The sequence below is a fragment of the Clostridium sp. AM34-11AC genome, from assembly GCF_003435375.1.
Taxonomy (GTDB): Bacteria; Bacillota; Clostridia; order Lachnospirales; family Lachnospiraceae; genus Pilosibacter; species Pilosibacter fragilis.
In genome coordinates, this window is record NZ_QWGL01000029.1 from 20,773 (window position 1) to 33,543 (window position 12,771).

9 protein-coding genes are annotated in these 12,771 nt (G+C 50.0%); 8 read left to right on the forward strand and 1 reads right to left on the reverse strand.

Annotation, left to right across the window (positions count from 1 at the left end; translation table 11 throughout):
* Window positions 1-167: 167 nt before the first annotated feature.
* The 8 genes from DW826_RS14165 to DW826_RS14200 all read left to right on the forward strand — a co-directional run bounded on the left by DW826_RS14165 (window position 168) and on the right by DW826_RS14200 (window position 11,804).
* Window positions 168-2,087 (forward strand): DNA gyrase subunit B, encoded by a 1,920-nt coding sequence (locus DW826_RS14165; RefSeq protein ID WP_117553055.1) that lies wholly within the window; start codon window positions 168-170, stop codon window positions 2,085-2,087.
* A 14-nt stretch (window positions 2,088-2,101) separates the two neighbouring features.
* A complete protein-coding gene (locus DW826_RS14170) occupies window positions 2,102-4,348 on the forward strand; it encodes a DNA topoisomerase (ATP-hydrolyzing) (RefSeq protein ID WP_015554570.1) in 2,247 nt (748 codons plus the stop codon).
* A gap of 88 nt (window positions 4,349-4,436) precedes the next feature.
* Window positions 4,437-5,150 (forward strand): purine-nucleoside phosphorylase, encoded by a 714-nt coding sequence (gene deoD / locus DW826_RS14175; protein WP_117483703.1) that lies wholly within the window; start codon window positions 4,437-4,439, stop codon window positions 5,148-5,150.
* A 225-nt stretch (window positions 5,151-5,375) separates the two neighbouring features.
* Window positions 5,376-6,461 carry an aspartate-semialdehyde dehydrogenase gene (asd, locus tag DW826_RS14180; protein WP_117553056.1) on the forward strand — a complete coding sequence of 362 codons (1,086 nt, stop codon included), beginning with the start codon at window positions 5,376-5,378 and terminating at the stop codon, window positions 6,459-6,461.
* Window positions 6,462-6,634: 173 nt separating this feature from the next.
* Window positions 6,635-7,687 carry an aldose epimerase family protein gene (locus tag DW826_RS14185; RefSeq protein ID WP_117553057.1) on the forward strand — a complete coding sequence of 351 codons (1,053 nt, stop codon included), beginning with the start codon at window positions 6,635-6,637 and terminating at the stop codon, window positions 7,685-7,687.
* Between the two features lie 141 nt (window positions 7,688-7,828).
* Window positions 7,829-8,713 carry a DMT family transporter gene (locus DW826_RS14190; RefSeq protein ID WP_117553058.1) on the forward strand — a complete coding sequence of 295 codons (885 nt, stop codon included), beginning with the start codon at window positions 7,829-7,831 and terminating at the stop codon, window positions 8,711-8,713.
* Window positions 8,714-8,815: 102 nt separating this feature from the next.
* The gene (locus DW826_RS14195) at window positions 8,816-10,870 is read left to right on the forward strand and encodes a DNA topoisomerase (RefSeq protein WP_117553059.1); all 2,055 of its coding nucleotides are present in this window, start codon (window positions 8,816-8,818) and stop codon (window positions 10,868-10,870) included.
* Between the two features lie 256 nt (window positions 10,871-11,126).
* Window positions 11,127-11,804, forward strand: a complete 678-nt coding sequence (locus DW826_RS14200) for a UDP-N-acetylglucosamine pyrophosphorylase (RefSeq protein ID WP_117553061.1) — start codon at window positions 11,127-11,129, stop codon at window positions 11,802-11,804.
* Window positions 11,805-11,977: 173 nt separating this feature from the next.
* Here the strand turns inward: DW826_RS14200 and upp are convergent, their stop codons facing one another.
* Window positions 11,978-12,607, reverse strand: coding sequence for a uracil phosphoribosyltransferase (gene upp / locus DW826_RS14205; protein WP_015554563.1), 630 nt, complete (start codon window positions 12,605-12,607; stop codon window positions 11,978-11,980).
* Window positions 12,608-12,771: the final 164 nt, after the last annotated feature.

The window sequence follows — 12,771 nt, forward strand, 5'->3', positions numbered from 1 at the left end:
TATGTTCGATAGAAAATGCTTGCAAATCTGGAAGTTTTAAGTGTATAATAGGAAAAGCTGACTAAGAAACGTGGCTGCGGTCTATGCGCAGCAGTATGAAAAATAAAACAAAGCTGCGGCGGAGAAGTTTCCTGCCGCAGTTTATGACTTGTATTGGAGGTCTTTGCATGGCGAAAGCACAGTATAATGCTGACAGTATTACCGTACTGGAAGGACTGGAGGCAGTCCGCAAGCGTCCCGGAATGTACATCGGAGGCGTTGGAACAAAGGGCTTAAACCATTTGATATATGAAATCGTTGACAACGCGGTGGACGAGCACCTGGCAGGATTCTGTACGGAGATCACGGTGACGTTAGAGGCGGATGGGTCCTGTACCGTAAAGGATAACGGACGGGGAATCCCGGTGGAGATGCACAAAAAAGGCGTGTCCGCAGAACGTGTGGTTCTATCCACGCTTCACGCTGGCGGAAAATTCGATAATAATTCCTATAAGACCAGCGGCGGACTTCATGGTGTCGGTTCTTCGGTCGTAAACGCCCTGTCTGACCGGATGAAGGTAAAAATTTCCAGGGATGGAAAGGTCTATTATGATGAGTATGAGAAGGGACATCCGGTGATCGAATTGAAGGATGGACTTCTTCCAGTGATCGGAAAATCAAGGGAGACAGGAACGGAGATCAACTTCCTGCCGGATCCGACAATTTTCGAGAAGACGAAATTTAAGGCGGAGTGGTTAAAAAGCCGTCTTCATGAGTCTGCCTATTTAAACCCGAACCTGGCGCTCCACTATGTGAACAAACGCGCCGGTGAGGAGGAGATGATCACCTACCACGAGCCGGACGGAATCATTGCCTATGTCCGTGAATTAAACAATGGAAAAGATCCTGTTCATGAGCCGGTGTACTTTAAGGGCAGTGTGGATCGGATCGAGGTGGAGGTGGCGTTCCAGTTTGTTGATGCCTTCGAGGAGAATATTCTCGGATTCTGCAACAATATCTTCACCCAGGAGGGCGGAACCCATCTGGTGGGATTCAAGACAAAATTTACCCAGCTGATCAACTCCTACGCGAGGGAGCTTGGCATTTTAAAAGAGAAAGACAGCAACTTTACCGGAGCGGATACGAGAAATGGCATGACGGCCGTTGTGGCGGTGAAACACCCGGATCCTATCTTTGAGGGACAGACGAAGACGAAGCTTGCCAGCGCCGACGCGACAAAAGCCGTGTTCACCATGACCGGAGATGAGCTGGAGCGGTTCTTTGACCGAAATCTCGATACGTTAAAGGCAATCATCGCCTGTGCGGAGAAATCCGCAAAGATCCGCAAAGCCGAGGAGAAGGCGAAGACAAACATGCTCTCCAAGTCGAAGTTCTCCTTCGACAGCAACGGAAAGCTGGCGAACTGTGAGAGCCGCGATCCGTCAAAGTGTGAGATCTTTATCGTTGAGGGAGATTCCGCCGGCGGCTCCGCGAAGATGGGACGAAACCGCCAGTTCCAGGCGATCCTTCCGATCCGCGGAAAGATCTTAAATGTGGAGAAAGCATCCATGGATAAGGTCCTGGCAAACGCAGAGATCAAGACCATGATCAACGCCTTCGGCTGCGGATTTTCCGAGGGCTACGGAAATGACTTTGATATCACGAAATTGAAATATGATAAGATCGTCCTGATGACCGATGCCGATGTGGACGGAAGCCATATTGATACGTTGCTTTTAACGTTCCTCTACCGTTTCATGCCTGAATTGATCTACGATGGACATGTTTATATTGCGATGCCGCCGCTCTACAAGGTGGTTCCGAAGCGTGGGGAAGAGAGGTATCTCTACGATGATAAAGCTCTGGAAGAGTATAAAAAGAACCACGCCGGGGACTTTACGCTGCAGCGATACAAAGGTCTCGGTGAGATGGATGCGGACCAGCTCTGGGAGACGACACTGAATCCGGAGAACCGTGTCTTAAAACGGGTGGAGATCGAGGATGCCCGGATGGCAAGTGAAGTGACGGAGCTTCTGATGGGAAGCGATGTTCCGCCGAGAAAGAAATTTATCTATGATCATGCCGATGAGGCGGAGATCGACGCATAGAAGGAGAGTTTACCATGTCTGAAAAAATATTGCGAACTGAATATTCGGAGGAAATGCAGAAGAGCTATCTGGACTACTCCATGAGCGTCATCACCTCCCGTGCGATCCCGGATGCCAGAGATGGTTTAAAGCCGGTACAGCGCCGTGTCCTCTATGATATGAGTGAGCTTCACTTAGATCACGATAAGCCCCACAGAAAGTCGGCACGTATCGTTGGCGATACCATGGGTAAATACCACCCGCACGGCGACAGTTCTATCTACGAGACTCTGGTTGTCCTGTCCCAAGACTTTAAAAAGGGAATGGCACTGGTGGACGGACACGGAAATTTTGGCTCCATCGAGGGCGACGGAGCCGCTGCCATGCGATACACCGAGGCGCGCTTAAAGAAATTTGCGGAGGAAGTCTACTTAAAAGACCTCGATAAGACGGTGGATTTCGTCTCCAACTACGATGAGACGGAGAAGGAGCCGGAGGTCCTTCCGGTCCGCGTGCCGAACCTTCTCGTAAACGGTGCCGAGGGAATCGCTGTCGGCATGAGCACCAGCATTCCACCCCACAATTTAGGGGAAGTTATCGACGCGGTAAAGGCCTATATCGATAACCGGCTTCTCACCGTAGAAGAGTTGATGCAGTATATGCCGGGACCGGATTTCCCCACCGGTGGGATTATCGCAAATAAGGGCGATCTTTTACAGATCTATGAGACCGGTGCCGGAAAGATCAGGCTCCGCGGAAGAATCGAGGTTGAGCTCGGAAGAAGAAAGGCAGACCGTGACAAACTGGTGATCACGGAGATCCCATACACGATGATCGGTGCGGGAATCAACAAGTTCCTCATGGATGTGGCAGATCTCGTTGAGACGAGAAAGCTCACCGACGTGGTTGATATCTCAAACCAGTCCAGCAAAGAAGGGATCCGCATCGTCCTGGAATTAAAGAAGGACGCGGATGTCAATAGGATCAAGGCAATCCTCTATAAGAAGACAAAGCTTGAGGACACCTACGGCGTCAACATGCTGGCTATCGACGAGGGACGCCCGGAGACCATGAACCTCAAACAGATCTTAAATACGTTCCTGGAGTTCCAGTACCGGAACATGACGAAGAAGTACAATGTTCTTCTCCAGAAGGAAATGGAAAAGAAGGAAGTGCAGGAAGGCCTTATCGAGGCGTGCGATGTGATCGACCTCATTATTGCCGTTCTCCGGGGATCAAAGAACATGAAGGACGCGAAGGAATGCCTGATGACCGGAAATACGGAGAAGATCAAGTTCCGTGTGCCGGGCTTTGAGGCGGATGCGAAGAATCTTCACTTTACTGAGCGCCAGGCGACGGCGATCCTGGAGATGCGTCTCTACAAGCTCATCGGTCTTGAAATCCTTGCGCTCCAGAAAGCATACAAGGAGACATTGCGGAAGATCCGTGAATATAAGCATATTCTTTCCAACCAGAAGAATATGGATGTGGTGATCAAGGAAGACCTTGACTCCATCAAGGCAGAGTTCGCAGAACCGAGAAGGACACTCATTGAGGACGGCGAAGAGATGGTTTACGTGGAGGCGAAGGAAGAGGCGAAGGAAGTGATTTTCGTCATGGACCGTTTCGGCTATTGCAAGACCATGGACCGCTCCATCTACGAGAGGAACCAGGAGACCGTGGACAGCGAGAATGTCTGGGTACTTCCGGTGATGACGGACGATAAGCTCTGCATGTTCTCAGATACCGGAAACATGTACCAGGTGAAGGTTGCGGAGTTTCCGACACTGAAGATGAAAGACAAGGGAATCCCCATCGAGAACGTCAGCAAATTTGATGGGAAGACGGAGACGATCCTCTTTATGCTTCCGGCATCCGGATTTACCGGTAAGAAATTCCTGTTCGCGACGGCCCAGGCGGCGGTGAAGATCGTTCCGGGAGAGGAATTTATAACGGCAAATAAGACCGTTGTGGCGACGAAATTAGCGGGAGAGGATAAGCTCACGGAGATCCGGGAGATCGGCACTGAGATCGATGGAACCCGCGATGTGGTTCTCCAGACTGTCGACGGCATGTTCTTAAAATTCCAGCTGGAAGAAATTCCAGAGCTCAAGAAGAACAGCCGTGGTGTGCGGGGCATCAGGCTTGAAAAGGAAGATACGCTGGAACATGTATATCTGCCGGATATGGACGGAACTGCTGTCTATAAAGGAAAAGAAGTTGCCCTTGGCCGGTTGAAGGTGGCAAAGAGGGATGGAAAAGGAACGAAAATCCGGTTATAATAGAATTGGATCGTACGATCCTTTTAATCAGAACTTGAATGAAAATCATGATCCGGACAGATCCTGTCCGGGAAAAGGAGGAACCTATATGAACACACCAACACCTCATATTGCAGCAAAACAGGGTGAGATCGCGCCGTCTATTTTACTTCCGGGTGATCCGCTCCGCGCAAAATTTATCGCTGAGAATTTCCTTGCGGGCGCAAAGCAGTTCAACGCTACAAGAAATATGTTTGGTTACACCGGTTTTTACCGTGATAAACCTGTCTCTGTCATGGGAACAGGAATGGGATGCCCGTCCATTGGAATCTACACCCACGAGCTCATCGAGGGATACGGCGTAAAGACACTGATCCGTGTGGGAACCACAGGGGCGATCTCCGAGGATGTCCATATCCGTGACCTTGTTTTCGCCATGGGTGCCTGCGCACAGACGAATTATGTGAGAGAATTCGGACTCCCGGGAGATTTCGCGCCGATCGCGGACTTCGGACTCCTGATTAAAGCCGTCTTCCACGCAGAGCAGGAAAACCTTCCATATCACGTTGGAAACGTCCTGACTTCCGATCTGTTCTATGAGCCGGAAAAAAAGAAACACGACGGACTCCAGTTCGCGGATATGGGTGTACTGGCAGTGGAGATGGAGACAGCGGCCCTCTACGCAAACGCGGCTCTCGCAAAGGCGCGCGCCCTTTCGATTCTGACTGTATCTGATTCTATGGTGACAGGCGAGAAGACGACAGCCGAGGAGCGCGAGACATCCTTCGCTGACATGATCCATGTAGCACTTGAAATCGTTTAACCGTTACTGATATCAGTTATTGTTTGCGCAAGGCGTGAGCAGTAACATTTAATACGTTAGTATGGTAAACTCATGCCATTTACTACTTGCATTTTTTGTCGTTTTGAGTTAGGATAGACAACAACACGGGTGTTGCGTACATGGAGACATATGTCCGCGACGGGTGGAAAATGGCAGGCTGGCAGCTGATACCGGCTGACGGGCTGAGATGAGGAGATATGTGTGATGGAAAAGAAACTTAGAGTTGGTATCCTTGGAGCAACAGGTATGGTAGGACAGAGATTTATCTCTCTCCTTGAGAATCATCCATGGTTCGAAGTGACGACCGTGGCAGCCAGCCCGCGTTCTGCAGGAAAAACATATGAGGAGGCAGTTGGAGGACGCTGGAAAATGACGACTCCGATGCCGGAAAAAGTTAAAAATTTAGTTGTTATGAATGTAAATGACGTGGATGCGGTATCCAAGACCGTTGATTTCGTATTCAGCGCCGTTGATATGACAAAGGAAGAGATCCGCGCTATCGAGGAAGCTTACGCGAAGACAGAGACTCCGGTGGTTTCCAACAACAGCGCTCACCGCTGGACGCCGGATGTTCCGATGGTAATTCCGGAGATCAACCCGGATCACTTTGAGGTGATCAAGTTCCAGAAGCAGAGACTCGGCACGACCCGCGGATTTATCGCAGTAAAGCCGAACTGTTCGATCCAGAGCTACACTCCGGCACTCAGTGCATGGAGAGAGTTCGAGCCGTACGAGGTAGTCGCTACTACATATCAGGCTATTTCCGGAGCAGGAAAGACCTTCAAGGACTGGCCGGAAATGGTAGAGAACGTGATCCCGTACATCGGCGGCGAGGAAGAGAAGAGCGAGCAGGAGCCGCTTAGAATCTGGGGGCACTTAGAGGGCGGCGTGATCGTAAAGGCAAAAGAGCCGGTGATCACATGCCAGTGCGTCCGCGTACCGGTATTAAATGGCCACACGGCTGCTGTATTCGTAAAATTCAGAAAGAAAGCTTCCAAGGAACAGCTCATTGAAAAACTTATAAACTTCAAGGGACTTCCGCAAGAGCTAGAGCTTCCGAGCGCGCCGAAGCAGTTCATCCAGTATATGGAAGAGGACAACCGTCCGCAGGTTAAGCTGGACGTTGATTTCGAGAAGGGAATGGGCGTATCCATCGGCCGCTTAAGAGAAGACACCGTCTATGACTGGAAGTTTATCGGTCTGTCCCACAACACCGTCCGCGGTGCTGCAGGCGGAGCCGTCCTCTGCGCAGAGCTTCTCACAAAGCAGGGATATATTTCTGCAAGATAATATCGGCGGATATTGATTATCATTTGTCGATCAGAACGTAAATTATGGGCCCGCTATTTGTGCGGGTCCTTTTTACGCGGACAGCGAATCAGTACATATGCCTGTATATGACCTGATGCTGTTTCATATCAGCGGTACTTATTCATAAGGATCGAAACTGAGGAGGTATTTTTATGTCAGTGAAAAAAGAATACTTTGGGGAAATGCCGGATGGAAGAGAGGTAAGTCTCTACACCATCACAAATAAAAATGGTCTCGAGGCATCCGTCACAGATCTCGGCGCCGTCTGGGTCCGCATGGTCGTTCCGGATAAAAACGGGGTTACGGACGATGTGATGCTGGGATTTGACGACGCGGCTGGTTATTTAAATAATGGTCCACATTTCGGATCCGTTGTGGGCCGGATCGCAAACCGCACCGCGAAGGGAAAATTCTCCCTGAACGGAAAAGAGTATACCTTGGCGGTGAACAATGGCCCGAACAACCTGCACAGCGGTATGGATTATTATGACGCACGTCTCTGGAACGCGAAGGAAGAGGCGGAAAACGCTGTCACCTTCACACTTCTGAGCCCGGACGGAGATCAGGGATATCCGGGAAACGCCATCGTATCCGTCACATATACGCTGACAGACGAGGATATGCTGACGCTGACATACAGTGTCCTTTCCGATGCTGACACGCCGGTGAACCTGACAAACCATGGATATTTCAACCTCCTCGGCAATAACGGAGGTTCCATCCTCGACCACAAAGCACGAATTCTTGCTGATTTTTACACCCCGTCCGATGAGACATCGATCCCAACTGGAGAGGTTCGCCCAGTAAAGGGAACTCCGATGGATTTCACGGATTTCCATGTAATCGGAGAGCGGATCGACGATGATTTCGACCAGCTTGTTAAGGGACACGGTTATGACCATAACTGGTGCCTCTCCCATATCCGCGGCGAATTCGGTCTCTCCGCGCAGATATTCTCTGAGAAGAGCGGCAGGGCTATGGATGTCTACACGGATCAGCCAGGTGTGCAGTTTTACACGGCTAACTGGCTGGAGCAGGAGAGCGGAAAAGAAGGGGCGTTCTATCACACGAGAACCGCGTTCTGCTTTGAGACCCAGAATTTTCCGGATGCAGTCAACAAGCCGCATTTCCCATCACCGATCGTGAAGGCTGGGAAAGAGTGGAAGTCTGTGACAGGATACCATTTTTATATTTATGAAGAATAATGGCAACTATTCAGTCCCTTCATAGTTACAAGCAAAATCCATTCCAGATTGGCTGCGCCGATGGGATTTTTGTCTTCCGGATTATGAATTGCTGTGGAGTATATACGATACTTTGCATAAAACTATTAAGGAATTTTTGATATGAATAATTTAAGTGAACGCGGCATCAAGGTCCTGGCATCTCTGGGATTGATCCTCACGACGATGATATGGGGATTTGCCTTCGTGGTTATGAAAAACTCCGTGGACGTGATCCCACCGACCTACCTTCTGGCGGTCCGCTTTTCCATGTCTGCGGTGCTGCTTGCTCTGCTGTTCTATAAAAATATGATGAAAGCAGACCGGGAGACGATTCTCTGTGGTGTGATCCTGGGCATCTTTCTATGTCTGTCCTATCAGTTCCAGACATACGGCCTGAAGTACACGACAGCCAGCAAGAATGCCTTTATCACCACATTATATGTTATCATCGTGCCGTTCCTCTACTGGATCGTCAGCAAAAAGAGACCGACTGGACGGAATATCACTGCCGCGTTTCTTGCGGTCGTCGGTCTTGCGCTTTTGTCACTGCAGGGAGATCTCTCAATCAATTACGGAGATTTTCTGACGCTGATCTGCGGTCTGATGTTCGCGGTCCACATGGTGTTAATCGATAAGTTTACGGAGCACAATGATCCCATCGCCCTGACGGTGATCCAGATCCTTGCGGCGGCGATCTTTAACTGGATCTGCGCACCGTTTCTTGACGGATCCTTTGATTTTACGGTCCTGATGGACAAGAGCTTAATTGGAGGACTGCTGTATCTTGCAGTCTTCTCCACAACAGTAGCTTATCTCTTACAGAACAGCGGCCAGAAATATCTGAGCGCATCTACATCGGCGATCCTTCTTTCCATGGAGTCGGTGTTCGGAACTCTGTTCTCCGTGATCTTTTTAAAGGATGTACTGACAGGGAAGATGTTGGTCGGATGTGCGCTGATGTTTGCGGCAGTTCTTTTATCGGAACTCCCGCAGAAGAAAAAATAGCGGCTTTGCAAACAGATAAAAATACTGTTTGAATATAGAAATTCCCCCAGCTCTGCCGGCACACGGCAGCTGTGAAGTAAATATAAACAGGAAAGAGGTTTCATGGGAAAAGCATTATTTATCGCCGAGAAGCCCAGCGTTGCGCAGGAATTTGCGAAGGCATTAAAGGTTTCCGGGAGAAAAGGAGACGGATATATTGAGTCCGACCAGGCTATCGTGACCTGGTGTGTGGGTCATCTGGTGACCATGAGTTACCCGGACGCCTACGATCCGGCCCTGAAACGCTGGAGCATGGAAACTCTGCCGTTTCTCCCAAAGACATTCAAATACCAGGTGATCGACGATGTAAAAAAACAATTTAAGATCGTGAGCGGGCTCTTAAACCGGGCTGACGTGGACACGATCTATGTCTGCACTGACTCCGGGCGTGAGGGAGAGTACATCTACCGCCTGGTGGAACAGATGGCCGGTGTAAAGGGAAAGAACCGCCGCCGTGTCTGGATTGACTCCCAGACCGAGGATGAGATACTCCGTGGAGTTCGGGAGGCGAAGGACCTTGCGGAGTACGACAACCTTGCAGCATCCGCATACCTTAGAGCAAAAGAAGATTATCTGATGGGCATTAATTTTTCCAGGGTGCTTACCTTAAAATACGGCCCATCGGTGGCGTCCTACATGAGGGAAAAGCGGGCGGTGCTGTCCGTCGGCCGTGTGATGACCTGTGTCCTCGGCATGGTGGTCCGCAGGGAACGGGAAATCCGGGAATTTGTGAAGACTCCGTTCTACCGCGTCATCGGTTCCTTCGATGTCCCGGATCATGAGACTGCGGTCATTGAGGCGGAATGGAGAGCGGTGGAAGGCTCCAGATACTTCGGCACACCGGCGCTTTATAAGGAAAACGGATTTAAAGAACAAAAGACGGCGGAGGAGCTGATCCGCTTTTTAAGCGCCGACCCGATGGAAGGAACGCTCATCGCCCTTGATAAGAAAAAAGAGACGAAAAATCCGCCGCTTTTATATAACCTTGCGGAGATCCAGAACGACTGTTCGAAGATGTTCAAGATCAGCCCGGATGAGACCTTAAAGATCATCCAGGAGCTCTATGAGAAAAAGCTGGTGACTTACCCTCGAACGGACGCCAGAGTTCTCTCCACTGCGGTGGCGAAGGAGATCTATAAGAATATCGGCGGACTCCGGAATTTCGGACCTCTCGCGGACTTTGCCGCGAAGGTGCTGGACGGCGGAACCTGGAAACAGATCGCAGGGACGAAATATGTGAACGATAAGCAGATCACTGACCACTACGCGATCATCCCGACTGGACAGGGATTTGGAGCGCTGAGAAGTCTGAATCCGCTGGCCGCGAAGGTGTATGAACTGATCGGACGACGTTTTTTAAGTATCTTTTATCCACCTGCGGTCTACCAGAAGTTTTCTCTGCAGATCGAAAAGCAGGGAGAACAGTTCTTCGCGGTCTATAAGGTTCTTGCGGAGGCGGGTTACCTGAAGGTTGCGAACGTCCCGTCCAAGAAAAAAACAGAAACTTCCGGAAACAGCCGGGGGGAAAATTCCGGCGCAGGACAGGAAAACCAGACGGAAGAACTGGATCCGGGTCATGATGAGAAGGCAAAGAATCTTCTTGCCATGCTGTCCGGTCTGAAAAAAGGACAGAAATTAAAGCTTTTAAAATTTGATATCAAGGAAGGTGAGACATCTCCACCGAAGCGCTACACCTCCGGTTCCATGATCCTTGCCATGGAGAACGCCGGCCAGCTCATCGAGGATGAGTACCTGCGGTCCCAGATTAAGGGAAGCGGCATCGGCACGAGCGCCACCCGGGCGGAGATCTTAAAAAAACTGTTCAACATCAAATATCTGGCGCTGGCGAAAAAGACCCAGGTCATCACACCGACGCTTCTCGGGGAAATCGTTTTCGATGTCTGCCAGGCGTCCATGCGGCAGCTCCTGAACCCGGAACTCACGGCCAGCTGGGAAAAAGGCCTCACCTATGTGGCGGAGGGAACCATCACGCCGGATGAGTACATGGAAAAGCTTGAGCGTTTTGTGACGCTCCGGACAAACGGCGTCAAGCAGGCGAACAACGCCTATATGCTGCGGCCGTATTTCGACGCTGCGGCTCAGTTCTATAAAAAATAGCGTAACTGCTCAGTGCCTTCACAGTTACGTGCAAAAATCCATTCCCAAATCGGCTGCGCCGATAGGATTTTTACCTTCCTGCCTAAGCTTTCTTGCGGTCAGCGCAGCAAGTGCACAGACCTGCTGAACAGTTACAAAATAGCAACAAATCTGTTTCAATGATACAGCCATTTGCCAAAAAGCTTATCGAAAATGCTTTCGGAGATCGGGCTGTAAATGAATGCTGTCTGAAAAGATGGCAGATTGGAGAATCATTATGAAAAAAGAAGAGACTAAGATCGTTGATCTTTATGACCTTTCCCACACCCAGGCTGCGGATTTTCTCCGCCAGTTTACCTACCCTTGGGAGGCACTCGCCCATATCAAGGAGTTTATCCTCGAACTTGGAAAGACACTCCCAGAGGATGAGTACGAGAAGCGCGGGGAGACCGTATGGGTCCATAAGACCGCAAAGGTGATGCCGAGTGCATACCTCGGTGAGAATATCATTATCGGAAAGGACACAGAGGTCCGCCACTGCGCGTTCCTCCGGGGAAATGCCTTAGTCGGAGAGGGAGCCGTCGTTGGAAACTCCACGGAGTTAAAAAATGTGATCCTGTTCGATAAGGTCCAGGTTCCGCACTACAACTATGTGGGAGATTCCATCCTAGGCTACCGCGCCCACATGGGAGCCGGTTCCATCACCTCAAACGTGAAGTCCGACAAGCTTCTCGTGAAGGTCCATGCGGAGGACGGCGATATCGAGACCGGGATCAAGAAATTTGGTGCGATGCTCGGTGACTGCGTGGAAATCGGTTGCGGTTCTGTTCTGAATCCAGGAACTGTTATTGGAAGGAACTGCAATATCTACCCGTTATCCAGTGTCCGTGGATGTGTGGATGAGAATTCCATCTATAAGAAGCAGGGCGAGATTGCCAAGAAGGTGCAGGAGTAATTGATAACTGCAAAAGGAACGAGGCAGTGAAAGAACGATCCATGCGATGATTTTTCTGCAATATGAGATGCAATAATTAAAAAAAGAACCACGATATTTATCTATAAACTCATATGTTGAGTTTTAACAAATATCGTGGTTTTATTTTTAGTATGGGAACCTATAATCCTAAATTACTTCGTTCCAAAAATACGGTCTCCGGCATCTCCGAGACCCGGACAGATATATGCGTTCTCGTTTAATTCACGGTCAAGGTGTCCGACATAGATCTGTACATCCGGATGTGCCTCGTGGAGTCTCTTTACACCTTCCGGGGCAGCGATGATGCACATAAATTTGATATGCTTTCCGCCGTGCTGCTTGATGAAATCAATAGCTGCAACTGCGGAACCGCCGGTAGCGAGCATCGGGTCTGTGACAACGATGGTTCTCTGCTCAATCGGGTTCGGAAGCTTGCAGAAATACTCATGAGGCTCGTGAGTCTCCTCGTCACGGTAGAGACCGATATGACCGATCTTCGCGGACGGAACGAGGGAAAGGACACCGTTTACCATTCCAAGACCTGCGCGCAGGATCGGAACGATGGCTAATTTCTTGCCTGCAAGCATCGGGGTCATACATGTCTCGATCGGAGTCTCGACCTCAACGTCCTCCAGAGGGAGATCGCGGAGTGCCTCATATCCCATCAGAGTTGCGATCTCCTCAACAAGAGTACGGAACTCATTTGTTCCTGTGGTCTTCTTTCTTAACATGGAGATCTTGTGCTGTACCAGCGGGTGATCGATATACGTTACATTTTCCATTAATAGATACCAGCCTTTCTGTGGTCCGCCAAAGCCTATAGACCGATTGGCGGATCATGTTTTTTCCTTCCCTTTATCATACCAAAATGCAGGATAGAAATCAACCGGATCGTTTTTCGGATGCACGACAAACGCATGAATGATTGTCTACCACCAATTCTGTT

Coding starts and splice junctions, on each gene's coding strand:
- DW826_RS14165 (WP_117553055.1), top strand. CDS start 168: ATGGCGAAAGCACAGTATAATGCTGACAGTATTACCGTACTGGAAGGA.
- DW826_RS14170 (WP_015554570.1), top strand. CDS start 2,102: ATGTCTGAAAAAATATTGCGAACTGAATATTCGGAGGAAATGCAGAAG.
- deoD (WP_117483703.1), top strand. CDS start 4,437: ATGAACACACCAACACCTCATATTGCAGCAAAACAGGGTGAGATCGCG.
- asd (WP_117553056.1), top strand. CDS start 5,376: ATGGAAAAGAAACTTAGAGTTGGTATCCTTGGAGCAACAGGTATGGTA.
- DW826_RS14185 (WP_117553057.1), top strand. CDS start 6,635: ATGTCAGTGAAAAAAGAATACTTTGGGGAAATGCCGGATGGAAGAGAG.
- DW826_RS14190 (WP_117553058.1), top strand. CDS start 7,829: ATGAATAATTTAAGTGAACGCGGCATCAAGGTCCTGGCATCTCTGGGA.
- DW826_RS14195 (WP_117553059.1), top strand. CDS start 8,816: ATGGGAAAAGCATTATTTATCGCCGAGAAGCCCAGCGTTGCGCAGGAA.
- DW826_RS14200 (WP_117553061.1), top strand. CDS start 11,127: ATGAAAAAAGAAGAGACTAAGATCGTTGATCTTTATGACCTTTCCCAC.
- upp (WP_015554563.1), bottom strand. CDS start 12,607: ATGGAAAATGTAACGTATATCGATCACCCGCTGGTACAGCACAAGATC.